27 protein-coding genes are annotated in these 26,058 nt (G+C 32.3%); 17 read left to right on the top strand and 10 right to left on the bottom strand.

What is annotated here, in order from left to right; genetic code table 11:
• Positions 1 to 19: 19 nt before the first annotated feature.
• Complete coding sequence (locus tag EU92_RS04960; protein ID WP_032513918.1) at positions 20 to 1,822, bottom strand: proline--tRNA ligase; 1,803 nt, start codon at positions 1,820 to 1,822, stop codon at positions 20 to 22.
• 177 nt (positions 1,823 to 1,999) lie between these two features.
• Between EU92_RS04960 and EU92_RS04965 the strand changes: the two genes are divergently transcribed.
• The 5 genes from EU92_RS04965 to lepB all read left to right on the top strand — a co-directional run bounded on the left by EU92_RS04965 (position 2,000) and on the right by lepB (position 4,287).
• Complete coding sequence (locus EU92_RS04965; RefSeq protein ID WP_032513917.1) at positions 2,000 to 2,350, top strand: hypothetical protein; 351 nt, start codon at positions 2,000 to 2,002, stop codon at positions 2,348 to 2,350.
• A gap of 97 nt (positions 2,351 to 2,447) precedes the next feature.
• Complete coding sequence (locus EU92_RS04970) at positions 2,448 to 2,702, top strand: hypothetical protein (protein ID WP_032513916.1); 255 nt, start codon at positions 2,448 to 2,450, stop codon at positions 2,700 to 2,702.
• Positions 2,692 to 3,246 (top strand): inorganic diphosphatase, encoded by a 555-nt coding sequence (locus EU92_RS04975; protein ID WP_032513915.1) that lies wholly within the window; start codon positions 2,692 to 2,694, stop codon positions 3,244 to 3,246. Before EU92_RS04970 ends, EU92_RS04975 begins: the two co-directional genes overlap by 11 nt.
• A complete protein-coding gene (locus tag EU92_RS04980) occupies positions 3,243 to 3,599 on the top strand; it encodes a Spx/MgsR family RNA polymerase-binding regulatory protein (RefSeq protein ID WP_032513914.1) in 357 nt (118 codons plus the stop codon). Before EU92_RS04975 ends, EU92_RS04980 begins: the two co-directional genes overlap by 4 nt.
• 28 nt (positions 3,600 to 3,627) lie before the next feature.
• Positions 3,628 to 4,287, top strand: coding sequence for a signal peptidase I (gene lepB / locus EU92_RS04985; RefSeq protein ID WP_032513912.1), 660 nt, complete (start codon positions 3,628 to 3,630; stop codon positions 4,285 to 4,287).
• Between the two features lie 56 nt (positions 4,288 to 4,343).
• On the opposite strand, the gene EU92_RS04990 is transcribed toward lepB, so the two are convergent.
• Positions 4,344 to 5,672 carry a histidine phosphatase family protein gene (locus tag EU92_RS04990; protein ID WP_032513911.1) on the bottom strand — a complete coding sequence of 443 codons (1,329 nt, stop codon included), beginning with the start codon at positions 5,670 to 5,672 and terminating at the stop codon, positions 4,344 to 4,346.
• Between the two features lie 117 nt (positions 5,673 to 5,789).
• Between EU92_RS04990 and EU92_RS04995 the strand changes: the two genes are divergently transcribed.
• From EU92_RS04995 to tal, 4 genes are all read left to right on the top strand, one after another.
• Entirely contained in the window at positions 5,790 to 7,151 is a 1,362-nt protein-coding gene (locus EU92_RS04995; protein WP_032513910.1) for a CPBP family intramembrane glutamic endopeptidase, read from the top strand.
• A 96-nt stretch (positions 7,152 to 7,247) separates the two neighbouring features.
• Positions 7,248 to 7,655, top strand: a complete 408-nt coding sequence (locus tag EU92_RS05000; RefSeq protein ID WP_158457723.1) for a hypothetical protein — start codon at positions 7,248 to 7,250, stop codon at positions 7,653 to 7,655.
• Complete coding sequence (locus EU92_RS05005; protein ID WP_032513909.1) at positions 7,655 to 9,406, top strand: peptidoglycan D,D-transpeptidase FtsI family protein; 1,752 nt, start codon at positions 7,655 to 7,657, stop codon at positions 9,404 to 9,406. The genes EU92_RS05000 and EU92_RS05005 overlap by 1 nt, the downstream gene beginning before the upstream one ends.
• Positions 9,407 to 9,498: 92 nt before the next feature.
• Positions 9,499 to 10,500 (top strand): transaldolase, encoded by a 1,002-nt coding sequence (gene tal, locus EU92_RS05010; RefSeq protein ID WP_032513908.1) that lies wholly within the window; start codon positions 9,499 to 9,501, stop codon positions 10,498 to 10,500.
• A gap of 24 nt (positions 10,501 to 10,524) precedes the next feature.
• On the opposite strand, the gene EU92_RS05015 is transcribed toward tal, so the two are convergent.
• The 5 genes from EU92_RS05015 to EU92_RS05035 all read right to left on the bottom strand — a co-directional run bounded on the left by EU92_RS05015 (position 10,525) and on the right by EU92_RS05035 (position 14,954).
• Positions 10,525 to 11,658 carry an NAD(P)/FAD-dependent oxidoreductase gene (locus EU92_RS05015; protein WP_032513907.1) on the bottom strand — a complete coding sequence of 378 codons (1,134 nt, stop codon included), beginning with the start codon at positions 11,656 to 11,658 and terminating at the stop codon, positions 10,525 to 10,527.
• Entirely contained in the window at positions 11,655 to 12,203 is a 549-nt protein-coding gene (gene frr, locus EU92_RS05020; RefSeq protein WP_025954016.1) for a ribosome recycling factor, read from the bottom strand. The genes EU92_RS05015 and frr overlap by 4 nt, the downstream gene beginning before the upstream one ends.
• A gap of 22 nt (positions 12,204 to 12,225) precedes the next feature.
• Positions 12,226 to 12,930: a UMP kinase gene (gene pyrH / locus EU92_RS05025; protein ID WP_032513906.1), complete on the bottom strand. Its 705-nt coding sequence runs from the start codon at positions 12,928 to 12,930 to the stop codon at positions 12,226 to 12,228.
• A 127-nt stretch (positions 12,931 to 13,057) separates the two neighbouring features.
• Complete coding sequence (gene cobO / locus EU92_RS05030; RefSeq protein WP_032523546.1) at positions 13,058 to 13,750, bottom strand: cob(I)yrinic acid a,c-diamide adenosyltransferase; 693 nt, start codon at positions 13,748 to 13,750, stop codon at positions 13,058 to 13,060.
• Between the two features lie 34 nt (positions 13,751 to 13,784).
• Positions 13,785 to 14,954 carry a site-specific integrase gene (locus EU92_RS05035; protein ID WP_032513903.1) on the bottom strand — a complete coding sequence of 390 codons (1,170 nt, stop codon included), beginning with the start codon at positions 14,952 to 14,954 and terminating at the stop codon, positions 13,785 to 13,787.
• Positions 14,955 to 15,019: 65 nt separating this feature from the next.
• On the opposite strand from EU92_RS05035, the gene hemH reads away from it, so the two are divergent.
• From hemH to EU92_RS05050, 3 genes are all read left to right on the top strand, one after another.
• Complete coding sequence (hemH, locus tag EU92_RS05040) at positions 15,020 to 16,195, top strand: ferrochelatase (protein ID WP_032513902.1); 1,176 nt, start codon at positions 15,020 to 15,022, stop codon at positions 16,193 to 16,195.
• A 137-nt stretch (positions 16,196 to 16,332) separates the two neighbouring features.
• The gene (ilvB, locus tag EU92_RS05045) at positions 16,333 to 18,096 is read left to right on the top strand and encodes a biosynthetic-type acetolactate synthase large subunit (protein WP_032513901.1); all 1,764 of its coding nucleotides are present in this window, start codon (positions 16,333 to 16,335) and stop codon (positions 18,094 to 18,096) included.
• A gap of 66 nt (positions 18,097 to 18,162) precedes the next feature.
• Entirely contained in the window at positions 18,163 to 18,513 is a 351-nt protein-coding gene (locus tag EU92_RS05050; protein WP_032513900.1) for a hypothetical protein, read from the top strand.
• Here EU92_RS05050 and pgeF read toward each other — a convergent pair whose 3' ends face one another.
• The 3 genes from pgeF to EU92_RS05065 all read right to left on the bottom strand — a co-directional run bounded on the left by pgeF (position 18,514) and on the right by EU92_RS05065 (position 21,441).
• Positions 18,514 to 19,224: a peptidoglycan editing factor PgeF gene (pgeF, locus tag EU92_RS09495; RefSeq protein WP_241432563.1), complete on the bottom strand. Its 711-nt coding sequence runs from the start codon at positions 19,222 to 19,224 to the stop codon at positions 18,514 to 18,516.
• A gap of 100 nt (positions 19,225 to 19,324) precedes the next feature.
• Positions 19,325 to 20,230, bottom strand: coding sequence for a Tab2 family RNA-binding protein (locus EU92_RS05060; protein WP_032513899.1), 906 nt, complete (start codon positions 20,228 to 20,230; stop codon positions 19,325 to 19,327).
• Positions 20,227 to 21,441, bottom strand: coding sequence for a S1 RNA-binding domain-containing protein (locus EU92_RS05065; protein WP_032523545.1), 1,215 nt, complete (start codon positions 21,439 to 21,441; stop codon positions 20,227 to 20,229). Before EU92_RS05065 ends, EU92_RS05060 begins: the two co-directional genes overlap by 4 nt.
• Positions 21,442 to 21,507: 66 nt before the next feature.
• On the opposite strand from EU92_RS05065, the gene EU92_RS05070 reads away from it, so the two are divergent.
• From EU92_RS05070 to EU92_RS05090, 5 genes are all read left to right on the top strand, one after another.
• Positions 21,508 to 22,302 carry a creatininase family protein gene (locus tag EU92_RS05070; RefSeq protein ID WP_032513897.1) on the top strand — a complete coding sequence of 265 codons (795 nt, stop codon included), beginning with the start codon at positions 21,508 to 21,510 and terminating at the stop codon, positions 22,300 to 22,302.
• Positions 22,303 to 22,415: 113 nt separating this feature from the next.
• A complete protein-coding gene (locus EU92_RS05075) occupies positions 22,416 to 23,147 on the top strand; it encodes an aldehyde oxygenase (deformylating) (protein ID WP_032513973.1) in 732 nt (243 codons plus the stop codon).
• Between the two features lie 111 nt (positions 23,148 to 23,258).
• A complete protein-coding gene (locus tag EU92_RS05080; protein WP_032513896.1) occupies positions 23,259 to 24,299 on the top strand; it encodes a long-chain acyl-[acyl-carrier-protein] reductase in 1,041 nt (346 codons plus the stop codon).
• 3 nt (positions 24,300 to 24,302) lie between these two features.
• Complete coding sequence (locus EU92_RS05085) at positions 24,303 to 25,310, top strand: acetyl-CoA carboxylase carboxyltransferase subunit alpha (protein WP_032513895.1); 1,008 nt, start codon at positions 24,303 to 24,305, stop codon at positions 25,308 to 25,310.
• Positions 25,285 to 26,019, top strand: coding sequence for an SDR family oxidoreductase (locus tag EU92_RS05090; RefSeq protein ID WP_032513894.1), 735 nt, complete (start codon positions 25,285 to 25,287; stop codon positions 26,017 to 26,019). Before EU92_RS05085 ends, EU92_RS05090 begins: the two co-directional genes overlap by 26 nt.
• Positions 26,020 to 26,058: the final 39 nt, after the last annotated feature.

Genomic DNA, 26,058 nt, shown 5'->3' with positions numbered 1-26,058 from the left:
GCTCCCAAAAAATTTAACTTTAAGAATATTTATTGTACATTATTTCTGATTCCGAAATAAATGTTTCCAACAATTTATTGGCACTAATTTTTAATTTGGTATTATTTGTTCTGCATATAAGTTCTACTTCGTTGTTAACAGAATCTCTTCCAACAATTATCTGAAAAGGAATTCCAATTAATTCTGCATCTTTAAACTTCACACCCGCTCTATCTTCTCTATCATCAAGAAGAACATCAATTTTATTAATTTTAAAAATTTTATATACTTGCTCAGTTAACTCTCTTTGTGTTGGATCTTTTAAGTTAGTTGGAATTATAATAACTTCAAATGGTGAAATCTGGATAGGCCAACAAATTCCTTTTTGATCATAATTCTGTTCAATAGAAGCTTGGGCTATTCTTGTTACTCCAATTCCATAACAACCCATCCAGAGATTTTTTAACTGACCATCTTTATCAGAAAACTTTGCATTTAATTTTTCACTATATTTTTGACCTAGTTGGAAAATATGCCCTATCTCTATACCTTTTGTTTCTTTAAGTTGCTCATCATCACTGGTTTTTATTTTATCTCCTTTTTTAGCATTACGTATATCCTCAATTAGATAATCTTTTGAAGCAAAAGAATATTTTTGATAAACTTTATGGAAATTAACTTTATTCCCGCCACTTATAAACTTTGAAAGACTACTTGCAGAATTATCAATTATTCTCGTCCATGTTTTATCCCAATTAGAATTCTCTTTAATAATTTTATTATCTAAGTCTGGTCCAATAAAACCTAAAGGAAAATTTACTAGGTTTTTTTCGATAATTTTTTTATCCTCAATTTTATGAAGATTAAGGAGGTTGGAACTCTTAAGTTTATTTATAAAGTTAAAAAGTTTTACTTCATTAATATGTTGATCGCCTCTTATGCAAGCAAGAATTGGGACCTCTGATTTATCTTCGAACTTCGCAAGGAATACTACGACTTTAATAATCTGGCTAGCTTCTAAATTATTATTCTTACAAACTTCTAGGATTGTTTTTTGTTGAGGTGTTTCTAGCCACCCTGAAATATTTTCTTGTAATGGAATAGGTTTAGAGGGTATAGAAACAGCTTTTTCGATATTTGCAGCATAAGAACCGCTTTGAGTAAACAAGATGGAATCTTCACCAGCATCTGCAGTGACCATAAATTCTTTGGAGGAGGCCCCGCCAATAGCTCCACTATCAGCTTCAACCCCTACTGTCTGAAGTCCGCAATATTTAAAAATATTTTCATAAGCTCTGCCTACCCTCTCATAAAATAAAGCTAAATCATTTCCTGAAGAATGGAATGAATAAGCATCTTTCATTATAAATTCTCTACTTCTCATTAATCCAAACCTTGGCCGTATTTCATCTCTAAATTTGGTTTGAATTTGATAAAAACATTGAGGTAATTGCTTATAGGAGCTAATGATCTCTGATGCAATACTCGTTATCACTTCTTCGTGAGTTGGGGCTAACCCAAATTCTTTCCCTTGTCTATCTTTTAGGTTAAACATTATTCCTTCCCCAGCAGTATAACCTTCCCACCTTTCACTTTTTTTCCATAAATCTGCTGGATGCAGTTGGGGTAAGAGTAATTTAGTGCAACCAATATTATTGAGTTCTTTTTCTATTATTGCTGATATTTTCTCAATAACTCTAAGCATTATTGGCATGTATGCGTAAATACCACTGTTAACTCTGCGAATGTAACCAGCTTTTAAAAGTAATTGATGTGAAATAATCTCAGCTTCAGAAGGTGTGTCACGAAGTGTCCCCAGAGGAAATGAGGTGGTCACGCGCATACAAAAAATCCCTAAGTAATGTTAATTTTATCAATTAAGACGAAAAAAAAATTTAAAGTGTCTTGAGTCCCTCAACGCGGCTAGTCTATAGATATTCTTTCTGCTATTTTCTTCAGTAATGAAGTTCACACTTCTAAAAAAGTTCTTTATTTTTAAAACATTTTCTTAATTAAGGTTATGGAAAATATAGATTCGAATATTTCTAGCGAAGAGGAATTAGTAGGTATTGATGAAGTTCAAAAATACTTAAACAGATCAAGAGCTTCTGTTTATAGGTATACCAATACTGATTTAAGGAACTTAAACCCTAGCTTTAATCCAAGGAAATTAAATCCCGAATTTAGAACTGATCAAAAAGATCCTCTACAATTCCATCCCAATGAAGTTGCAAGATTTGCAAAAGATATTTTAAGAATTAAGGAAGTCACTGTAGAAGTATTTAATACACCCTCTTCAGCTGCTCAAAATATATTGATTCAAATATTAGACGAATTAAAATGTATTAGGTCCTTACTAGAAAAAGAATAATCAAAAAAACTACTAAAGAATGTTTTGATTTATTGACATATAGATTGTAGAATAATGATGTTCAATTATCTCCTTAACCTTTACCAATTAAGAGTTCTTGAGTTATACGAAATCAAAGCACTTTATAAAAAGTAAATTAAGCGAAGAATCTTCTCTTGGTTTTGCTCAAAGTGATTTTGAAACAGATGATGATGACCCCTTAAGTATAAGGAGTTTATCAATAACATCTGTAGGTATTATTTTTGCTTTTTTGACATTTTTATTACCTTCAATCAGTATTTTAATTGGAAGACCTTTCTCTCAAGGAAGCGAGGTAATTTTTAATAAAGATTTTAAAAAAGATGGATCTTAGTTCCATACCTCCATCTCCAATGAAGGGAATCGTAAATATAGTTGTTGAAATACCTGCAGGAAGTAGGAATAAATATGAATATTGCTCTGAAGCAGGAATAATGGCATTAGATAGAGTATTACATTCTTCAGTAAGGTACCCCTTTGATTATGGCTTTATACCAAATACACTAGCTGATGATGGAGCTCCTCTTGATGCAATGGTGATAATGGATGAGCCTACGTTTGCTGGTTGTCTAATAAAAGCTAGACCTATTGGAGTTTTGGATATGCATGATTGTGGTGCATATGACGGGAAACTTTTATGTGTGCCGATGGCTAATCCTAGACAGGCTAATATAGTCAGTATCAATCAAATTGCTCCTAATCAGCTTGAGGATGTTGCTGAATTTTTTAGAACTAGTAAAGGACTTGATGGACGAACAGTTCAAATTGATGGTTGGAGGGACTTTGATGTAATTGAAAATTTATTGAAAAATTGTATACCCCTAAAAAAGAAAAACTTTAAAGTTCTCAAGAAGTCAGCCATTAGTAAAGTAAATTGAAAAAAATAATTTTTTATAGTTATTTAAAATGCTCTACTTGCCGAAAAGCGGCAAAGTGGCTTGATAAAAAAGATTTCGAATACCATTTAATTGATATTGTAAAAGAACCCCCTCCATTTAATTATTTAAATCTAGCTTTAGAACAATACTCTGCAGATAAAAAAAGGATTTTCAATACGAGAGGTAAAGCCTTTAAATCTCTTAATATCGATATTTATGGTTTATCGAGGGAAAAAATTATTAAACTTTTATTAAGTGATGGCAAATTAATAAAAAGACCATTTTTGATTTACGAAGAAAAAAAAGTAATATTAGGATTTAAAGAAATTGAATATGCTAAACAATTTATATAAATTAAAAAATCTACTCTTTTAAAAATTGATGCATGCTTCTATTAAAAGTTTTATAAAAGAATGGGGTCTACTAATTTTTTTGACTTTTTTTGTTTCGTCTTGTAGATCATATTTCGCAGAACCTCGTTATATTCCCTCTGGTTCTATGCTCCCGGAATTACAAATAAATGATAGGTTAATTGTTGAAAAATTCTCTATAAAGAACTCTTTGCCAAAAAGAGGAGATATTGTCGTTTTTAAATCTCCTTACTCATTTGATGAAAAACTAATTTCGTCAAGATCTAATGCTTTACCAAATAAAAGATATTGTTTTTTTATGAGTTTTCCTCCAATGTCCTTTATTCCTGGTTTAAGGGATCAAGCTTGCGATGCATATATTAAGAGAATAGTGGCACTCCCTGGGGAAATGGTTAGTATTAATAATAAAGGTGAAGTAATAATAAATAATAAATTAATTCCTGAACCTTATGTATCTTATAAGTGTTCATCTTCCTTTTTTAATAGATGTGGTTCATTTGAAAATCAAAAAGTCCCCAAAGATCATTTTTTAGTTTTAGGCGATAATAGGTCAAATAGCTGGGATGGAAGATATTGGCCTGGAAGTAAATTTCTTCATAAAAAGGAGATTATTGGGAAAGCTTATTTAAGATTTTGGCCTCTTAATAAGGTTGGCTTTTTCCATAAATAAAGACCTATTTCTTACTCAGACTTGATGACATTATTTGTTTTCAAAAATGTTTTTATTTAAAGTGCCCCGGAAGCCGTTGAATCAATTATCCCTCCCAAGTGTGTTGTAATGTTTAGAGCGCTAATCACAGGACTTTTACTGGGATCATTGAAGAGGTCAATCACAGTTATGCCACCATTTCCTTGTTTAATCATCCAGATATTTGAATGATTCATGCCTAGAATATTGCAAATAAGAGTTTTATTTACTGCATCGTGAGCTACTACGAGAGTGAGATCATTATTTTTTTGAGACAAACAGATTTTGTTAAAAGCTTCTATGGACCTTTCTGAAACATCTTTAATAGATTCTCCTTCAGGCATGATTACTTCTTCAGGTTTTTCATGCCAATTTTCAAGTAAAATAGGCCACTTTTCTCTAATCTCTGCTTCTAGTTTACCCTCCCATAATCCGTGGCTTATTTCTACAAGTGAATTTATTTTTTCTATCTTTAAACCTTTGTTCTTTTGAAGAATTATTTGTGCTGTCTCGTAAGGTCTTTGCATTGAACTTGAAAATGCCTTGTTGAAAGAAATATTTCTCAAATATTCAAAAGTCTTCCTTGCCTGATCTTTTCCATTGGAGTTTAAAGGAATATCAATTTGGCCTTGGAATCTGCCTTCTTTGTTCCAAGTTGTTTCACCATGTCTTATGAGAAATATTCTTGAATCTCCAATTTGAATAGGAATATTTTTATTAAGATGGGACGTTTGATTTAAGCATTCAATTTGGGTCTTAATAGAATTATTATGATTCGAGATATTGAGAATTGAGAAAGAAGCATTCTCTAATCTTATTTTCCTAAAACCTTTGTTAGGCCTTCCCAATAATAAAAGGATTAAACATCTTAGAATCGCATTATGTCCAACTACTAAAATATTGACATCATCTTTTTCTAAATAAATTTTTAAAATATCTTCTATAAAATTATTTGCTTGATCAAATAACTCTTGAATTGGCTTATAGTTATCATTTTTATTTCTTCTTAAAATTAGATTCTCTGGATCATTTTTCCATATAGGGTAAATTTCTGGAAATTTGTTTTTTATTTCATCAATTTTTAAACCAGACCATTGACTAAGGTCTACTTCTAATAAATTCTTGTCAAAGATAATATCTTGTTCTTTATTAAAGCTCTTTTTTATTGTTTTTGCAGTTTCTGCGGCTCTCACAAGAGGGGAAGAATAGATATTTTCAAAATCAATATTTGATAATGCTTTGCCTGCTTTGAGGGCTTGTTCGTATCCTTCTTTAGTTAATAATGAATCATCTGTTCTACCTTGAATTAATCCTTTTGAATTGAAACTACTTAGTCCATGTCTAACCAAAACTAATCTTATAGTCATTATATGAATTTGAGAATGATGATAATTTAATCATCTCATGGCGTGATAAAAATAGGTATATCAATAATAAGAAATTTCAATGATAACTAACTATAGTTTTCAACTTTATAATAAATTATGACCTTTAAAAATATTTCTAAGACAAAACTTTCTTTGGCTTTAGTTTCTTTAGTCATAACTTTCTTCGTATGGCAACAAGGTTTGAGAGACAGTTTGAGTAGACCATCTGTTTCATTTGATATAAGTCAAAAAGAATATGAAATTGTTGAATTAGCTAGCCAATCAATACCAACAAATCTTCAAAAATTTTTTATCATAAATGATCCGGTTGATGAAATAAATGATGCTTTATCTAAGGTTGCATTTAATGAAATGACAGAAAGAAATAAATTAATTCAGATAATTTCTTCAAATTCAAATCAATATAAAACTGATAAAAACATATTTAAAGATTTTGAAAATGAAAACTATAATTTATTAATTGATGAAATAGAAAAAAAATCCAATAATAATTCTTATAAAGCAAATTTTGATAAATTTGATTTATTAAAAGATGATAGATTTATATATCACCTTTTAAGCAAGAAATTTGATTTTGATGATAGTTCAATAATAACAAAATCATTTTCAAGCAAAATGTTTTTAAAAATAATAGCCATCAGATTAATACCACTTTTAACTATATTGATTGGGTCAATTCTGGCTTTAAAAACATTATGGAAAGTTATATCTTTGAAAAAATTTGGGTGGAAAGAAATTAAACCCTTAGACTTAGAGTTAATAGATATGGTCTTGTTAATTGGAGGTGGATTCGTTGTTTTGGGAGAAGTTGTATCTCCTTTATTTTCTATAAGTTTAGTTGAACTATTTTCTAAAAATATCTCGAATGAGTTATCTCAATCTCTAAAAATATTTTTTGGATATCTTTTTATGGCTACTCCACCATTGTTGATAGTTTATTATCAAATTAAATCTTTAAATGGTGAATTTATTTTAAAGCAAGATTATTTTCAGTTTAATTTCTTGCCAATAAAAGATGCAATTATTCAAGGAATTAAGGGTTGGTTAACCATAGTTCCTTTTGTCTTATTGGTTTCTCTAATTATGAATAGTCTTATTGAGACCCAGAATGGTAGTAACCCTTTGCTGGAAATTGTTCTTAATAATAATAATTACTTATCATTTATTCTTTTATTTGTTACTACAACTCTCATTGCTCCTTTATTTGAAGAGATTATATTTCGAGGTATTTTACTGCCCACTCTTTCAAGAGATTTTGGAATAATTTTGGGCATCATAGTTTCAGCATTTATATTCGCTTTGGCTCATTTAAGTTTGGGAGAAATGCTGCCATTATTTGTTCTTGGTATAGGACTAGGAATTACACGTATTGCTTCAGGGAGTTTGCTTTCTTCAGTCACTATGCATACTTTGTGGAATGGGTTGACATTTTTGAATTTGTTCTTATTGAGAACATAAATAATTTAAATTTATTACTTGCGAATCAAACTAAAAGGTGCTTATTTAACTAATAACACTTCTTTCATTTTACAATTAAATCATAAATGAAACCTGATGGGAATCAATTTAATTTTTAAAAAAAAAGTTCCATATCAAAGTCAAAAAAAACCTGAAAAAATATCTTTACTAATACATCAAATATTTAACACCATTAATATCTCTCTTGTGATATTAATCTTTACCTTATTTTTCTTATCTTTTGATAGTCAAAGGAAATGGTCAAATACATATAAAACTTTATCTAAAACGATAGCAATCAATAATAATCTAATTGATTATATTTCTACACTTGAGCAATATTATATAAGTGAACTTGAGTCTCTAAATAAATATAAAAAAACTAAACCTAAAGATTTAATCTATCTAGATAAAATTGCAGAAAAAAAAGAAAGTTTATTTAATAAAAATTTTAAAAGCTTCATTGAAGGTTTTAGTGATAGCAAATATCAAAGAGGATATTAATGAAAAAATATAAAAAAATTGTTCGTATTGCCCCCCTTGATCAAAGGAGATTTAAGTTGCTTTATATTTTTAGTTTGATAATCATATTTAGTTTGTTTGGTAGGTTAGTTAAATTGCAAGTCTTTAACGCCTCAAATTTGCAAAGGAAAGCAAGGTTAATACAATCTTCGAAAACAGAGTCTTTGAAAAAAAGGAGATCAATTGTAGACAGAAATAAAAGATTGATTGCTTATGATAAACCACTCTATAAATTATGGGCCCATCCAAAGCATTTTAATTTTCCTGGTGATTCAATTAAAAAAGTTCGCAGTATTAAAGAAGTTGTAAAAAAATTATCACCTATCTTGGATATTAGAGATGAAATTCTCTTGGAAAAATTTAATAACAATATGAGAGGTATAAAGCTTTTAGATAAAATTTCTGAAGAAAAAGCTCAAAAGATTAAGAATCTTCAAATAAGCGGACTTGATTTGTTTAAATATTCGCAAAGATATTACCCACAAGGCAAGATTTATTCTAACCTTGTTGGATTTGTAAATGATGAAAATAAAGGTTCAGCTGGTTTAGAGCTTCATTTAGAAAATCGTATTAAAGTACTTAATAAAAGTAATTTTATAAAAAGGGGAGGAGATGGAACCCCTTTACCTGATAATTCTGCTCCTGGAGATTTTATTTCTGATTACAAGAGTTTAGGTTTGACAATAGATTCAAAATTACAGAAAGCGTCATTCAATGCTTTATCAAAGCAAGTAAATCAATGGAGGGCAAAAAAGGGATTCGCAATAGTTATGGACGTAAATAATGGTCAGATTATCTCTTTGGTGACAGTTCCTTCCTATGATCCAAATAAATTTTGGCAGTATGATTCTGAACTATTCAAGGGTTGGTATTCTCAAGATTTATTTGAGCCTGGTTCAACTTTTAAACCCATTAATCTTGCCTTGGCGTTAGAAGAAAAAGTAATCCAAAAAGATGGCTTAGTTGAAGATATTGGAAAGATTAATGTTGGAGGGTGGACACTTTCTAATTGGGATGAAAAAGGTCATGGATACATTGATTATCCAAAAGTTTTGCAGGTTTCAAGTAATGTAGCGATGGTAAAAATAATGCAAAATTTAGATCCTACAATTTATTGGGATTGGTTAAAAAATTTAGGCGTTAATAAAAACTTAGAGACTGACTTATATGAATCCACTGCAGGTCAATTAAAGAGCAAAGATTTATTTGTCAATCAACCAATTGAACCTGCTGTGGCTTCCTTTGGGAAAGGGTTCTCAATCTCGCCACTTAAATTGGTTCAACTTCATGCGGCTATTGCTAATGGAGGTTTTGAAGTGACTCCTCATGTGACCTCAACTTTTAAAGAGAGAGTAAATAAAAATTCAAAAAAACAATTTTTTTCATATGAGGTCTCTCAAACTGTTCTTGAGTGGATGGAGAGTGTAGTTGATGACGGTAGTGGATCTGGAGTGAAAATTGAGGGTTACAGAATTGCTGGAAAAACAGGAACATCTCAAAAGGCTTTAAATGGTTCTTACACAAGTAAAAAAGTTTGCAGTTTTGTCGCGACCTTACCAGTTAATGATCCAAAATATGTTGTCCTTGTAGTTATAGATGAGCCATCTAAATCATATGCATATGGTTCAACAGTCGCAGTCCCAGTTGCGAAAGAAATTATTGAGAGCTTGATCGTAATTGAAAAAATACCTCCTCAGGTGAAAGATCATAAAATGATTGTTAAAAAACCCTAAAGTTTTTCAAATTTATAAATATTTAGTTAATTATTTGATGATTTCATTAGTATTTGAAGCTAGTTTATAAATATAATTATGATTATTTGGATATGAAATCAATCTTAGACCAATTGTCTTCTATGACTGTTGTTGTTGCTGATACTGGAGATTTAGATTCGATAAAAAAGTTTCAACCAAGGGACGCCACAACCAATCCATCGCTAATACTTGCTGCTGCCAAGAATCCTGATTATGTGAAATTAATTGATAGAGCTTTAGAAAGTTCAGAAAATTCACTGTCCCAAGGATTCTCCGAAATTGAATTAATTAAAGAAACTGTTGACCAAGTTTCAGTATCTTTTGGAAAAGAAATATTGAAAATTATTTCAGGGCGCGTATCTACAGAAGTTGATGCAAGACTGAGCTTTGACACCGCAGCTACGGTAGAAAAAGCGAGAAAATTGATTAATCTTTACAAAAATTTTGGAATTGAAAAGGAAAGAATTTTGATTAAGATTGCTGCAACTTGGGAGGGAATTAAGGCAGCTGAAATTTTGGAAAAAGAGGGTATTAAGTGCAACTTAACTTTACTTTTTAACTTCTGCCAAGCGGTAACTTGTGCCAATGCAAAGATAACTCTAATTTCTCCGTTCGTTGGCCGTATATTGGATTGGCATAAAGCCAAAACTGGTAAAACTAGTTTTGTTGGTTCTGAAGATCCTGGTGTTATTTCGGTTACACAAATATACAAGTACTTTAAAGAAAAGGGATTCAAGACAGAAGTAATGGGAGCGAGTTTTAGAAATATTGATGAAATAAAAGAATTAGCAGGTTGCGATCTTTTAACAATCGCACCAAAATTTCTTGAGGAACTGAAAAAAGAGAAAGGAGAGTTAGTTAGAAAATTAGATGTAAGTACTCAAATAAATAATTCTATTGACTACGAATTTGAAGAAAAAGATTTCAGATTAAGTATGTTAGAAGATCAAATGGCAAGTGAAAAGCTTAGTGAAGGTATCACTGGATTCAGTAAGGCTATAGAAGAATTGGAAGAGCTGTTACTTAAGAGATATTCAGAAATTAAAAATCATAAATTGATTTCTGCTAACTAATTTTAAGTTTGAATTGAAAAAGAATTAAGCCCCACTTCTTGTTAAAAGTCTTCTAATAACTCTTTTCGCAATATCTTCATAACTCATTTCTCCTGATAATATTTGAGCAATACGTTTAGGGGCTGTTTTTCTTTTAACACCTAATTGGTATCCAGTTCTAGGAAATCTATAAAATACCTGGGCTATTCTCCGCCCCCAAGCCATAGATTTCCCCCAAATATTGTTAATTTTTTTTGTATAAAGATCTAAATCATTTACTTTTCCTGATAAGTACTGATCTATGTATTCTGCAGCATAAAAACTGCTAATTAAAGATGGTCTAATTCCTTCAGCTAAAAATGGATCACATAGAGATGCTGCATCTCCAACCGCTAAAACTTTGTCACCATTAATTGAGTGGAAGCCATTCCATATTCTCAGTTTCTTACTAATTGTTTTATGAGGAAAATCTTCAAAACCGAAGCTTCTGATTACTTGCTTATTTATAGCCTGATTTTCTAGGAGACTATTATTTATAAAAGTACCTAAACCAATATTTAAGCTTTCTCTTAGGGGAAACGCCCATGCGAAACCATATTTTATAAATCCAAACTCAAATCTAACTGCATCTCTAGGTATTTTACCTAACCCTTTCAATCTTAATGAGATTGTGTTCGCAAATTTCGGTTTTCTTGGCCCTAAATTGAAATAACTCGCCCATTTCGATTGGGACCCATCTGCAATCACAAGAAATTCTGTAATATATTTTATTTTGTTATTGCAAGTAATTTCCCATTTATCATTTTTTTTTATGATTTTTTCTATCAGTAATGGTCTCATTATCTGAGCTCCATTACTCAAGGACTCATCAAGTAATAATTGATCAAGCTTCTCTCTTTTAATAATCCAAAATGGGGACTCACCAGTCAGATCAGCAGTCACATTATCTGCAGCCTTCCATCTGAATTCAACATTCTTAATTTTTGATTCTATGGAATCTTTTATATTTAAAGGAAGAAATCTTTGCATTGAAGATGCCATCCCTCCTGCACATGGTTTGTAATCTTGGAAATTATCTTTTTCAATAATTAAAACAGAATATCCTTTCTTTGATAGGTTAAGAGCTGTGGAAGATCCTGATAAACCTCCACCAATTATTACAACGTCAAATCCTGTCAAACTTTTAGAATTTCCTTTTCTTTTTCAGACAATTTAGTTTCTATTAAGGCAATATATTTATCAGTAATTTTCTGAATTTCAGATTGATTATCTCTCGATTCGTCAATAGAAATAAGGCCATCTTTTTCGTCTTTTTTTTCTTTATCAACAGCATCTCTTCTGATATTTCTCAAAGCTACTTTTCCTTCCTCAGCATATTTAGAGGCTAATTTACAAAATTCTTTTCTTCTTTCTTCTGTTAAAGGAGGAACATTTATTCTTATTACTTTCCCATCATTATTTGGAGTAATACCTAAATCACTCATGGAAATAGATTTCTCTATCGCTTGTAAACATGAAATATCGAAAGGTTGTATTGAAATTGTTTGCGAATCAACAGTGCTTATAGTGGCAAGCGATTTGATTGGTGTTTCTGCTCCGTAGTACTCAACACTTACTCTGTCTAACAGGGAAGCATTAGCTCTGCCTGTCCTAATTGTATTAAAGTTTCTTTGTGTGGCTTCAATACTTTTATTCATATTTTCTTGAATTTCTTGTTCTTTCATAATAAAAAAATTTAATTAAGCTTTAACTAATTAATGAACCTATAGAATCCCCAGCAACAGCTTTAGAGATGTTACCTTTTTTGAATATATCAAATACCATAATAGGGATATTGTTATCTTTGCATAGAGCAATTGCAGTACTATCCATTACTGCGATTTCATCACTAAGAACTTGTTGATAACTAAGAGAGGAATATTTTTTTGCATCTTTAAATTTATTAGGATCACAATTATATACTCCATCAACTTTGGTAGCCTTCATAACAACTTCAGCATTTATCTCCGCTGCCCTAAGAGCCGCAGTAGTGTCAGTTGTGAAAAACGGATTTCCGCATCCACCTCCGAAGACTACAACTCTACCTTTTTCAAGGTGTCTCATAGCTCTTCTTCTGATATAGGGTTCTGCAATCTCTTGCATTTCTATTGCAGTTTGAACTCTGGTTGCAACTCCTACTCTCTCGAGACCATCTTGAAGTGAAATAGCATTCATTACTGTTGCGAGCATCCCAACATAATCTGCCGTCGCTCTATCCATTCCATCTGCAGACCCTTTAAGCCCCCTAAAAATATTCCCACCCCCAACAACTATTGCAAGTTGTATATTTTTTTCGACTACTTTTGAAACATCCTCTGCAATTGACTGAACTATAGCAGGATCAATACCATAAGGTTTTTCACCCATTAGTGCTTCACCACTAAGTTTTAAGAGTACTCTTTTGTAAGTCATTCAATAATTGTACTTTTAAGACCTTAGCAAGTAAATGCACCAAATTGATTTTTTGTTCAGATATTGCTTGCGTCTTTAAACATTTCTAAACCTGCCTCAATAAAATTTAAATAATAATTTGCTTTAACTAAAATTCAACACACTTTTGTGCTTTTATTCCTTGTTCTTTAAAAGGATGTCTTATAAGTTTCATTTCTGTAACTAGATCAGCGTAATTGATAATTGAATCAGATGCTCCTCTTCCAGTTAAAACAATATGATTTTTTCTATTATTTAAGCTTTTTAAAAAAGTGATTATATCTTCTGGTGCAAGATAACCAAGTTTTGTAGCAATATTAATTTCATCAAGAATGATAAGTTTATAAGATTCGTTCTTTATGTATTTTTTTGCTAGTTGCCATGCTTCTTGAACTAATTTTTCATCTCTTAATCTGTCTTGTGTTTCCCAAGTAAATCCTTCTCCTAATGAATGCCAAGATATGTTTGAAGACAAATTTTTAAGTGCTTTTTCTTCTCCAGTGGTCCAGCCTCCTTTGATAAATTGAATTATTGCCACTTTATAGCCATGACCTATTGTTCTTAAAGCCATACCTAAAGATGCAGTTGTCTTGCCCTTGCCATTCCCTGTAAAAACAATCAATAATCCTTTTTTTGTTTTTCTAATTTGTAGTCTTTCGGCTTGAATATCTTTTCTTTGCTGCATTCTTTTTTTATATGAGCTCTCATCGCTATCCGTTGATAATTTTCCTCCCATTCCAAGCTTATTTGCTTGATTATCAAGGTTAAATATTTTCTCGGAAGATGTAGGTTTTTCTTGCATATGCCCCTAATTTTTATTTAATAATTATAAATCTTTAAATATTTTTAGCTCTTTTAACTTTTAAAAGTGCATTATTTACTGCCTTTTGTTGATCTCTTTTAGTAATCCAGTGGTGATAAGTTTGAGTATGTAAACTAACCGAATGTCCCATCATTCTGGCAGCCACAGTATCAGGTAAATCATAAAAAATTGTTCTTACTGCCCAAGCATGCCTTAGATCATAAGGTTTTATCTGTAAAGAGTAACGCTTAAACTGATCTGTAATTTTTTTTCCAATATTCTGCAAGGTTGTAGTTTTAAGGTCTCTATTAATATTGGGGAGTAGTTCTGGATTTTCTCCAAGTTTTGATAATTCGAACATTTCTACCCATTCAGGATGGAATGGCCAAACTTGATGTTCCCCTGTTTTAGTGGTAGGTAAAACTCTTATAATTTTGTCTCCATAGTTTGTAAGAGAATTTAAATCACAAAAAAATACTTCATGATTCCTTAGTCCATATGTAGCCATCAAACCAAAAACAAATTTCCAAGATTTGTTTGGTATTTTCTCCCAAAGTTTTTCAATCAACTCGTCTGTGGGGAGATCCCTAAATCCTGCTTTGTTAAGACCATATCCTCTAGAATTTAATTTCCAATCTTCTGGTAATTTAATGTCCAGAAACTTAGCCAAAACACTTAGAGAAGTAGCGCATTGTTTCCTACTTCTGCTACCTTCCTTATAACTTTCAAGTGTTTTTTGGAATATCTTTTCTAAAGCTACATTCTCATGATCATTGTAAATATTTAAGATTCTTTTCATATATGGTTTGTAAGAGCTTCTCCAATTAGTTTTTCTAGTGCTGCTTCGAAAATCACTTTTGTTTTCTTTAAAAAAAAATTCCTCAAATTGATTTAATCTTTTTGGGAATTCAAAACCATCTTTAATTCCCTTTTTAAAAGGGCTGCCTATCCAATTAATCCAATCAAATTGATTCAATTCCAATTGCAAATTGATTAATTGTAATTTTTTTTTGGCCTCCTCTAATCCAGAAATATCAGCCTTTAAACCTAGAGATATTCTTTGAATTTTAAAGTTATTTTTATCTTCTTTTGATGGTAGTGAACCACGAATATTTAATTTCTCTCCTCTTTTCTCAATTTTAAGCTTGCTGCCTTGAGTAGCAAATTTATCATTGACATTATTAATTTCCTGAATTACGTTCATTTACTTATATAATTGACCATATGATGACGTTTTTAATCTTGATTTTCAATCTCCATAAATTTTAAATGGATAAAATAGGCGTCTTACTAATGAATTTAGGAGGGCCTGAACGCATTAGTGATGTTGGCCCATTCTTATACAATCTTTTTTCTGATCCAGAAATAATCAGGACTCCTTTCCCTGCTTTTCAAAAGCCCCTTGCTTGGTTAATTAGTACGCTAAGGAGTACTACTTCACAACAGGCCTATCTTTCTATAGGTGGAGGTTCACCTATAAGAAGGATAACTGAACAACAAGCAAGAGAATTGCAATCTAAATTAAGGGACAAAGGGTTTAATGCTACTACCTATATCGCCATGAGGTATTGGCATCCTTTTACAGAATCAGCAATTGCTGATATGAAAGCAGATGGTATAGATCAAGTTATTGTAATACCTTTGTATCCACATTTTTCCATAAGCACTAGTGGTTCGAGCTTTAGAGAATTAAAAAAATTGCGAGATTCTGATGATGAATTTAAGAAGATTCCAATGAGATGTGTAAGGAGTTGGTTCAGTCAATCAGGTTATTTAAAGTCAATGGTCGAATTAATTTCTGAACAAATTTCACTTTGTGAATCACCTTCAAAAGCTCATATATTTTTTACTGCTCATGGAGTTCCTAAGAGTTACGTAGAGGAAGCTGGAGATCCTTACAAACAGCAAATTGAAGATTGTTCTTTATTAATAATAAATGAGCTAGAAAAATTTTTAGGGCATACTAATCCTTATACACTTTCTTATCAAAGTAGAGTTGGCCCTGTTGAATGGTTGAAACCTTACACAGAAGAAGTGTTGGCTGATCTTGGAAAGTCAAATGTTAATGACTTGATTGTGGTTCCCATAAGTTTCGTTGGAGAGCATATCGAAACATTGCAAGAAATTGATATTGAATATAAAGAAATTGCTGAGCAGGCTGGTATTAAAAACTTTCGGAGAGTTAAGGCTCTAAATACTCATCCTACTTTTATTGAAGGACTTAGTGATCTAGTGATTTCCTGCATGGAAGGACCTCTGGTTAACATAGAGGAGGCTTCTAAGTTGCCTGAAAAGGTTAAACTTTATCCCCAAGAGAAATGGCAATGGGGTTGGAATAATAGTTCAGAGGTGTGGAATGGAAGGGTTGCAATGATTATTTTTCTTGTGCTTTTTATTGAACTCATTTCAGGCTCTGGACCTTTACATAAGCTAGGCATTTTATAAAGAGTAATTGATATTTATTAGAAAATTTCAAATTTATTGAAAGATTTTTTTTGAATACATTTCTGACATTACATTTCTAAATGAGGCAAAAGTATTTAATTAAGTTTAATATTTATATTAAATATTGAATTTCTTTAGTGACTCTTACTTCGAGATCCTTTTCAAAGGGTAGTTCAAAAAATGAAAATCCAGTTTGGATTAATGGTGCTGATGCACTAATGGATTCTTTAAAAATTCATGGGGTAAAAGTTATATTTGGATATCCTGGAGGAGCCATACTCCCAATATACGACGCTGTTCATAAGGCAGAACAAGATGGATGGTTAAAACATTTTATGGTAAGGCATGAGCAAGGTGGTTCACATGCAGCTGATGGATATGCAAGATCTACTGGTGAAGTAGGAGTATGTTTTGGGACTTCAGGTCCAGGTGCTACAAATTTGGTAACTGGAATTGCAACTGCTCAAATGGATTCAGTCCCCCTAGTTGTAGTTACAGGTCAAGTCCCAAGACCTGCTATTGGGACAGACGCTTTTCAAGAAACTGATATTTTTGGTATAACTCTTCCAATAGTGAAACATTCATGGGTAATAAGAGATCCTTCAGATATCGCGAAAGTAGTTTCTGAAGCTTTTTTTATAGCCTCTTCTGGAAGACCTGGCCCTGTTTTAATCGATATACCCAAAGATGTAGGTCAAGAGTTCTTTAATTACAAAAGAGTTTTGCCTGGTGAGATTATTCCTAAAGGATTTAAAAGAAATGGTGATATTAATGATTGCGACATCAATAAAGCAATTAAATTAATAGAAGATTCTGAAAAACCTCTTCTATACGTAGGAGGTGGGGCAATATCTTCAGGGGCTCATGATGAAATAAGAACTTTGGCAAAGAATTATCAAATACCAGTTACTACAACCTTAATGGGGAAGGGCGCTTTTGATGAAAAAGACAATTTATCAGTAGGGATGTTAGGAATGCACGGAACTGCTTACGCAAACTTTGCTGTTACAGAATGCGATCTTTTAATTGTTATTGGAGCTAGATTCGATGATAGGGTGACAGGAAAATTAGATACTTTTGCACCTAATGCAAAGGTGATTCATATAGATATTGACCCAGCAGAAATTAATAAAAATAGACGCGTAGATGTTGCAATTGTCTCTGACGTTTCAAAAGGCGTCCACAAAATTAATCAAAAATTTCTCAATAATAAATTTCCTTGTCAGACGAAGAACTGGTTAGAAAAAATTGATTTTTGGAAAAATAAACACCCTTTATATGACCCGCCTAAAGAAGGAGAAATTTATCCTCAGGAAGTTCTTTTGAAAGTTAGGGAACTTGCCCCAGAATCTTATGTAACTACAGATGTAGGACAACATCAGATGTGGGCTGCTCAATATCTTAGGAATTCTCCAAGGAAATGGATTAGTAGTGCGGGCTTAGGAACTATGGGTTTTGGTTTGCCAGCGGCAATTGGAGTAAAAGCAGCCTTACCTAATTCAGATGTAATTTGTATTGCAGGAGATGCAAGTGTCTTAATGAATATTCAAGAATTAGGAACTTTATCTCAATATGGTTTTAAGGTGAAATTGCTCATTATAAATAATCGTTGGCAAGGGATGGTAAGACAATGGCAGGAAAGTTTCTACGATGAAAGATATTCCTCATCTGACATGAGTTGTGGTGAACCTGATTTTGTAAAACTTGCTGAGTCTTTTGGAGTTAAAGGATACTTAATTTCTGATAGAAAACAATTACAGAATGAATTAAAAAATGCGCTTGATCATGACGGTCCTGCCTTGATTAATATCCTTGTCAGAAGAAGTGAAAATTGTTATCCAATGGTTCCTCCTGGTAAAAGTAATGCTCAAATGGTTGGATATGTTAATTGTGAAGACTAATTTTTTTTAATTCGTCATTTTAAAAAATTAACTTTAAGATAATTTAAAAACTTAGATATTTGCGAATTGAAAAAATTATCAAAAATTTTAATTTTAGTCTGCTTAATTGTTCTCAATCCAGTAATAGGTAACTCGGCTGAAATTCTTCAAATTAAAAGTTCAAATACTATTTTGGTGGGGGATCAAAATAGGAATTTAACTCTTGGATTATTTTGTGTAGATGTAAATGAAAATGATGAACTAGAAGCAACTAATTTACTTAAGAGTGAATTCCCAAGAGGAAGCAAAGTGAAAATAAAACCTTTTGGTTTCAAAGAGAATGTTTTGTTAGCCAAAGTTTTTAATATTAAAGGAACTAAGGAGATGACTGAATTATTAGTCGCTAAAGAGTTAACTAGTGAAATTTGTCCAAGTTAACTATTTATATGAGCAAATAAAATTCCATTGCCTCGAGATTGTTTTGCTTCTTCTCCAGGAATTAAATTCATTTTTTAATTTGTATGTGCATAAATTTGAGATGTCTATATTTGTATTAGGGATGTTCTCATTTAAAAGTTGTCTATAGGCAGATCTTTTAAGATCAAGTTGATTTAAGTTTTGATCTTTGAAGTGATTTGAATCACTAAAACAAAGATCTTTTTCAGTTTTAGGCAAATTGTTCGTTATTTTTTTGTTTTCGGCATTTCTATAAAATTCTTTGAGTGTTATTTTATCAACTAGATAATGTTCCTTCGAAATCGCTGGTCCTATTGCGACAAGTAAGTCATCTCTAGATGTCCCAAAATTATCGTAAATTTTAACCAGATTTTTTATTATTTTTTTTTCTAAACCTTTTCTTCCACAATGCAAGGCTGCTACATTTCTTGTCCTTTTATCTGCAAAAAATATTGGCATGCAATCAGCTGTGTAAACCCATAAGTTTTGATTGCATTTATTACCAAAAAGACCATCTGCATCGATCTTGATACCTTCTTGCGAATGTGATCCAAACACAATCACATTACTGTGAATTTGATTGGAAATACAATTTATGTAATTTTCATTAAAGTGATTACCTAATAATTGAAGAAATTTCTCAGAGCTAGAATTAGTAAAGTATGCATGTTTGAAATTATTTTGACTAAGGATAGGTGATGAATAATACTCAAATTTTTTGTTTTGAATGAAAATTTCAGCTTTTGAGAAATATATTTCTTTGTAAGGAATAGTTCCTGCTCCTAAACTAAATTTATGAAATTAATTCAATATCTCTCAGGATCCAGAATCCTGCAAATTTTTCGACGTATGGCGTTGACTGTATGGAAATAAATTGATAACCAAAAGAATTTTTTTTATTCTCTAAAAACTTCGTGCTTAAAATGTTTGCATCTTTTTCTGGCAAATCTGTTACTAGCCACTTATCGTCTTCTGAAGCTTCAAGAATGAGTTGGTTCTTACTTATAGTTAATTTAATAGGTTCTAAACAACTGAACCATGCAGAAAGTGCTAATGATCTATCTTTACTAAAAAGTCTTAATCCTGGAACTAAGTTATTATTATTCAAATCTTGCTGAATTGGGAAAATATCTCCAAATTCCATAGGCCAATTTTCTGCTGATTTTAGTTCACCAATTGATATTTCAGAGATAGTTAAAGCATCACCCCTCACTGCTTCTGGTAGAGGTGTAGGGGAGTTTTCCATTTTGGAAGTAAAAGTAGGAGCTAGTATCCCTCTTACATAACCTTTTTCCTTTGGATAAATCTCTTTTTCAAGAAATTCGATTCTATCGAATAAATCGTAAGTTCTTCTACTTATAAGAGCTTCAATACTTAAGGCTTCCAGAGATTTCTTAATGATCGATTTCATTGACGACCTCCAGAATCGAACTATTGAAGGTTTCGCCCACCCTTGTTTTTTTGCTTCACTTATTGCTTCATTTAGTGCCTTTGTAAGCCATACTGAATTAACTTCATTGGCAGGGCATTTTTTATTCCAAAGAAAAATATCTTCTGTTTTATAATTTCTTGTAGAACAAATAATTAACTCCCACCTTTTTTTTTGATTTGATTCAATAATTGGTCTTGAGTAAAAGTCTAACTCCCAATCTGAAATTTTTAATTCAAGACTTGGTTCCATTTTTTGATTGATGTTCATTTATCTTGTTCTTTTTTATCGAAGAGTGCTTTGGTTTTTAGTGCTCTCTCTGTCGCTTCTTGCATGACTTTTTGCTTATCAATAATTAATTCTCCAGCAGAGTTTTCTAGGAGTGCTGTATTGAGACCAATGCGACCTTTTTCGAGGTCAATTTCAGATATTAGAGCTTTTATTGTTTCTCCTTCTTGAAAAATTTCTCGCAAAGTACGAATCGATCCATTTGTTATTGAGGATTGATGAAGAAGTCCACTAGCTCCACCTAAATCAATAAAAAAGCCATATGGTTTTGTCGCTAAAACTTTTCCTTCAATTAATTGACCCAATTTTAGACTTGTAATTTTAGAGACTAATGATGCCTTCTTTTCAGATAGAACTAATTTTCTGGTTTCTGGATTCACCTCCAGATACGCTACTTTTATATTTTTTCCAACAAAAGATTGATGATCTTGACCGTCTTCAAGTTGTGATCTTGGGATGAATCCTCTCAATCCATCTACATCGCATGTAAGCCCGCCTCTATTAAATCCATTAATTAAGACGTCAATTAATTCTCCATTTTTTGCAGAACTTGAAACTTTCTCCCAACTTTGTCTAAGAATTAATGCTCTAGCACTTACTGTTACCATCCCATCTGCATTTTGTTCCTTGATCACCAAAACTTCCATTTCAAGCCCGATAGAAAATTTCTCCTTAAAGTTTGTTATCACACCTAACCCGCATTCTTTTTTTGGCATAAAACCAGGAGCTTTCCCTCCAATGTCAACATATAGACCATCACTTTCGATTGCTATAACTTTCCCTGAAATCGTCTCTCCTTCAGACCCTATGGGCTCATTTGCATTTAAAGCCTCCAAAAATGCACTCTCATCAAAATCGAATTCGTCAACTACTCTTTCTAATTCAAAGCCTGTGTTTTGTGCAGAAAAATCTAGTGGATTACTTAAATCTTTCTGAGAAACATCTAAATTTTTTAGGATTGCATTGTTGTTCTCAATTTCTTTTACTGATTTATCTTTGATTAATTGAGGCTTGATTGCGATAGTTTCGTTTTTAATTTTTTCTTGCGAATTAGTTTTCTCATTTTGTATCTCTGGAGATTTTTTTTCAGTATCTTTTTTGCTTATGTGAATAACCTGGAGAGGTTTCTTTAAATCTTTTTTATTGCCCTCTTTTTGGTTATTATTTGGGGCATTTTTATTACTTACTCCCATCGTAGGTAAAATAAGGATAATTAATTATTAACATACTCTAAATGTTAGTACTCAAAAATAAAATTAATGAACTTTAAACCAATACCTAATAAATTTGAATATTTAAATTGGCAAGAAATTGAAAGTATTGCAGAAGAAAAAAGATCAACAGTGATTTGGCCATTTGGCGCCGTTGAGCAACATGGGCCGCATTTGCCTCTTGCTACAGATAGTATTTTTGTTGAGGAAATCATTATCGAAGTTCTTAAATTATTCTCTTCTGAGATTCCCTTAAAAATACTTCCAACTCAATATATAGGTTTTTCTCCAGAACATAAGGGTTTTGCTGGGACAATTTCCCTTTCCTCAAATTTAATAACTTCCATGATTAAAGAAGTAGGAGGACAATTATCTGAAATGGGTTTTAAAAGACTGATATTGATTAATGGACATGGAGGTCAAATCTCATTATTAAATACAGCTGCAAGAGAGTTAAGAAGTTTTGCCCCTGGGATGGCAGTTTTCCCTTGTTTTCTTTGGAGTGGTGTTGATGGATTAAGTGAATTGTTATCAAAAGCTGAGATCGAGCATGGACTTCATGCTTCCTTAGCTGAGACAAGTTTGATGCTTGCTTTAAAACCAGAATTAGTAGGGGATGAACGTCCACATGAAGGCACTAAAGGAGAAATCCCAGAGGGTTGGAGTTTAGAGGGAAATGCTCCAACTGCTTGGCTTACTAATGACTTGAGTAAATCTGGTGTTATTGGTGATAGCAGAGGGGCAAATGAGTCCTTAGGGAAAGATTTAAAGGAATTATTGATTAACCATTGGTTTAAATTGATAATGAATCTAATGAAATCTGATTGGCCAAATTTAAATTAAAATATTTCTAAATAAAAAAATGTGACTTTACAATTGAAACTATTTTCATGATATTTAAATAAACTCACTATAATCATGTAATATTCATGCATAATGAGCTAAAAATTACTTTCATGCAAACTCTAGAATCTAATAAAAACATCCAATTAGAAGGATCAGCTGATAATGAAACAGCAAATCTGCCTGATTTCACCACGGATGCTTACAAAGATGCTTATAGCAGAATAAATGCAATTGTTATAGAAGGCGAACAGGAAGCTTACGACAACTATATTTCTATAGCCACTCTTTTACCCAATGATTCGGAAGAATTGACCAAACTGGCAAAAATGGAGCTTAAACATAAAAGAGGTTTTACTGCATGTGGTAAGAATTTAGGTGTCGAAGCAGATATGCCTTTTGCTAAGGAATTCTTTTCAAAGTTACATGGTAATTTCCAGATAGCTTTAAAAGATGGGAACCTAACTACTTGTCTTCTTATTCAAGCCATTTTAATCGAAGCTTTTGCTATTTCTGCTTATCACGTGTATATAAGAGTTGCTGATCCATTCGCAAAAAAAATTACTCAAGGTGTTGTAAATGATGAGTATTTGCATTTAAATTATGGTGAGAAATGGCTTAAAGAAAATCTGCATACTTGTAAAGATGAATTAATAGCAGCCAATAAAGTAAATTTACCATTAATAAAAAAAATGCTTGATCAAGTCGCCGAAGATGCTGCAACTCTATCTATGGACAAAGAAGAGTTGATGGAAGAGTTTATGATCGCTTATCAAGATGCACTATTAGAAATGGGATTAGATAATAGAGAAATTGCCAGAATGGCTATGGCAGCAATTGTTTAATTATATTTTTCCTTAATTAAGCATTCTAAGATAATTAATCATTTCTAATTAAGTACGTTTCTCTGTGCTATTGTTCATAACATTGTATAAAAAACTATTAATAAATTTTCAATGTTTGGGTTAATAGGCCACTCAACTAGTTTTGAAGATGCAAAAAGAAAAGCTTCATTACTAGGCTTCGATCATATTGCAGATGGTGACCTGGATGTTTGGTGTACAGCGCCTCCTCAGTTGGTTGAAAATGTAGAAGTTAAGAGTGCTACTGGAATATCTATTGAAGGTTCTTATATAGATTCCTGCTTTGTCCCTGAAATGCTTTCTAGGTTTAAAACGGCGAGAAGAAAAGTATTAAATGCTATGGAACTAGCTCAGAAAAAAGGGATTAATATTACTGCTTTAGGGGGATTTACTTCTATAATATTCGAGAATTTCAATCTCCTTCAGCATAAACAAATTAGAAATACTTCATTAGAGTGGGAAAGGTTTACTACTGGCAATACTCATACCGCTTGGGTTATTTGTAAACAACTAGAAATAAATGCTCCTCGCATAGGGATAGACCTCAAAACCGCAACTGTTGCTGTAATTGGTGCTACAGGGGATATTGGAAGTGCTGTTTGTAGATGGCTTATCAATAAAACTGGTATCTCAGAACTTCTTATGGTAGCCAGACAACGAGAACCATTAGCTCAGTTGCAAAAAGAATTAGATGGCGGCACTATAAAAAGTTTAGATGAGGCATTACCTCTGGCTGATATCGTTGTATGGGTTGCAAGCATGCCTAAAACTATTGAAATTGATACTTATAATTTTAAAAAACCATGTTTAATGATTGACGGTGGATACCCTAAAAATCTTGATGAGAAATTTCAGGGTGAAAATATTCATGTTTTAAAAGGAGGTATCGTAGAGTTTTTTAATGATATCGGATGGAATATGATGGAACTAGCAGAAATGCAAAACCCTCAGAGAGAGATGTTTGCTTGCTTTGCAGAAGCTATGATTTTAGAATTTGAAAAGTGTCATACCAACTTTAGCTGGGGAAGAAATAACATTTCTCTTGAAAAAATGGAATTTATTGGAGCAGCCTCATTGAAACATGGTTTTTCTGCGATTGGACTTGATAAGCAGCCTAAAGTACTAACTGTTTAAATTATGGCTAAACGCTACCTTCTTGATTTTGAAAAGCCTCTTGTTGAACTGGAGAAACAAATAGAGCAAATTAAAGAATTAGCTCGAGATTCAGAAGTGGATGTTAGTCAACAGCTTCTGCAGCTTGAAACCTTAGCTGCCAGGAGAAGAGAAGAAATATTCAAATCACTAACACCTGCGCAAAAGATTCAAGTAGCAAGACATCCCCAAAGACCAAGTACTTTGGACTTTGTTCAAATGTTCTGTGATGACTGGATTGAGTTACATGGAGATAGAAATGGTGGCGATGATATGGCACTAATTGGAGGGATAGGTTCTATAAATAATCGTCCAGTCTTGATGTTAGGGCATCAGAAAGGAAGAGATACGAAAGAAAATGTAGTAAGAAACTTTGGGATGGCCAAACCAGGAGGGTACAGAAAAGCTCTTAGATTAATGCAGCATGCTGATAGATTTTCCTTGCCAATTCTTACATTTATTGATACTCCTGGAGCCTATGCTGGTTTAACCGCCGAAGAGCAAGGACAAGGAGAAGCGATAGCAAGAAACTTGAGGGAAATGTTTGGATTGAAAGTTCCTATAGTTGCTACTGTCATTGGAGAAGGTGGTTCTGGAGGCGCACTCGGAATAGGTGTCGCAGATAGGTTATTAATGTTTGAACATAGTGTTTATACAGTTGCCAGTCCAGAAGCATGTGCATCAATTTTGTGGAGAGATGCGGCAAAGGCCTCAGAAGCAGCATCAGCACTAAAAATTACAGGTAAAGATCTACTTAAATTGGGGATAATAGATGAAGTTTTACCAGAGCCTTCTGGGGGAAACAATTGGGCTCCTTTAGACGCTGGCAATACACTAAAGGGGGCTATTGAGAAACACCTTAATGCTTTATTAAAAATGAGTAAAGATGAACTAATTGAGGAAAGATATAAAAAATTTAGGGTTTTAGGTAAATTTATCGAAGCAAATAATATTGAAGAGATTTACAGTGAAATTCCCCAAAAAACTGAATAAATTGAAACTAGCTTTTATAACAGGTGCTACTAAAGGTATTGGTAGATCTACCGCAATTACTTTTGCGAATGCTGGCTGGGATTTGATTTTACTTTCCAGAAATATTGATTTAATGGATAAACTCAAGGGTGAATTATTGGCTACTAAATCAAAAATTAGTCTAGTTAAATGCGATTTATCTAATTCTTCAGAAATAGAACATTGTGTTAAAGAAGCAATTGAGAAATATGGGTGCCCTTCAGTCTTGATAAATAATGCTGGTTGTGCATTTAATAGCCCCTTAGTTGAAATGGATTTGAGACAATGGGAACAAACTATTCAAATAAACCTCACAAGTGTTTTTCAAATTTGCGGCTCAATTGTTCCTCAAATGAGAAAAAATGGTGGTTTAGTAATAAATGTTAGTAGCCATGCGTCTTATAATGCTTTCCCCCAATGGGGAGCATATTGTATTTCGAAATCTGCACTCACCATGTTTACAAAATGCTTGAGGGAGGAGGAGAGATCTAATTCAATCAGAGCATGCACAATTACTCTAGGTTCAGTAAATACTCCTCTTTGGGACTCCGAATCAATTAATTCTGATTTTGATAGAACCTCTATGCTCTCATCAAACGAGGTTTCAAATACTATCCTTTATATGGCTCAACAACCAGAATCACAGTTAATCGAAGACTTAACCTTGATGCCTGCGGGAGGTGCCTTTTGAATGGCTGAATTTTATTTTTAGCGAATTTTTTGGCTTCTT

Origin of the sequence: Prochlorococcus marinus str. MIT 9107 (assembly GCF_000759855.1) — a bacterium.
Taxonomy (GTDB): Bacteria; Cyanobacteriota; Cyanobacteriia; order PCC-6307; family Cyanobiaceae; genus Prochlorococcus_A; species Prochlorococcus_A marinus_N.
Note: the sequence above shows the minus strand (reverse complement) of the source record. Positions and strands in the feature narration are given on the sequence as shown.

What these genes read in the sequence shown, in the direction of transcription:
- EU92_RS04960 (WP_032513918.1), bottom strand. Translation starts at nt 1,822, where the DNA reads ATGCGCGTGACCACCTCATTTCCTCTGGGGACACTTCGTGACACACCT.
- EU92_RS04965 (WP_032513917.1), top strand. Translation starts at nt 2,000, where the DNA reads ATGGAAAATATAGATTCGAATATTTCTAGCGAAGAGGAATTAGTAGGT.
- EU92_RS04975 (WP_032513915.1), top strand. Translation starts at nt 2,692, where the DNA reads ATGGATCTTAGTTCCATACCTCCATCTCCAATGAAGGGAATCGTAAAT.
- lepB (WP_032513912.1), top strand. Translation starts at nt 3,628, where the DNA reads ATGCATGCTTCTATTAAAAGTTTTATAAAAGAATGGGGTCTACTAATT.
- EU92_RS04990 (WP_032513911.1), bottom strand. Translation starts at nt 5,672, where the DNA reads ATGACTATAAGATTAGTTTTGGTTAGACATGGACTAAGTAGTTTCAAT.
- EU92_RS04995 (WP_032513910.1), top strand. Translation starts at nt 5,790, where the DNA reads ATGACCTTTAAAAATATTTCTAAGACAAAACTTTCTTTGGCTTTAGTT.
- EU92_RS05000 (WP_158457723.1), top strand. Translation starts at nt 7,248, where the DNA reads ATGGGAATCAATTTAATTTTTAAAAAAAAAGTTCCATATCAAAGTCAA.
- EU92_RS05005 (WP_032513909.1), top strand. Translation starts at nt 7,655, where the DNA reads ATGAAAAAATATAAAAAAATTGTTCGTATTGCCCCCCTTGATCAAAGG.
- tal (WP_032513908.1), top strand. Translation starts at nt 9,499, where the DNA reads ATGAAATCAATCTTAGACCAATTGTCTTCTATGACTGTTGTTGTTGCT.
- frr (WP_025954016.1), bottom strand. Translation starts at nt 12,203, where the DNA reads ATGAAAGAACAAGAAATTCAAGAAAATATGAATAAAAGTATTGAAGCC.
- pyrH (WP_032513906.1), bottom strand. Translation starts at nt 12,930, where the DNA reads ATGACTTACAAAAGAGTACTCTTAAAACTTAGTGGTGAAGCACTAATG.
- cobO (WP_032523546.1), bottom strand. Translation starts at nt 13,750, where the DNA reads ATGCAAGAAAAACCTACATCTTCCGAGAAAATATTTAACCTTGATAAT.
- EU92_RS05035 (WP_032513903.1), bottom strand. Translation starts at nt 14,954, where the DNA reads ATGAACGTAATTCAGGAAATTAATAATGTCAATGATAAATTTGCTACT.
- hemH (WP_032513902.1), top strand. Translation starts at nt 15,020, where the DNA reads ATGGATAAAATAGGCGTCTTACTAATGAATTTAGGAGGGCCTGAACGC.
- EU92_RS05060 (WP_032513899.1), bottom strand. Translation starts at nt 20,230, where the DNA reads ATGAACATCAATCAAAAAATGGAACCAAGTCTTGAATTAAAAATTTCA.
- EU92_RS05065 (WP_032523545.1), bottom strand. Translation starts at nt 21,441, where the DNA reads ATGGGAGTAAGTAATAAAAATGCCCCAAATAATAACCAAAAAGAGGGC.
- EU92_RS05070 (WP_032513897.1), top strand. Translation starts at nt 21,508, where the DNA reads ATGAACTTTAAACCAATACCTAATAAATTTGAATATTTAAATTGGCAA.
- EU92_RS05075 (WP_032513973.1), top strand. Translation starts at nt 22,416, where the DNA reads ATGCAAACTCTAGAATCTAATAAAAACATCCAATTAGAAGGATCAGCT.
- EU92_RS05080 (WP_032513896.1), top strand. Translation starts at nt 23,259, where the DNA reads ATGTTTGGGTTAATAGGCCACTCAACTAGTTTTGAAGATGCAAAAAGA.
- EU92_RS05085 (WP_032513895.1), top strand. Translation starts at nt 24,303, where the DNA reads ATGGCTAAACGCTACCTTCTTGATTTTGAAAAGCCTCTTGTTGAACTG.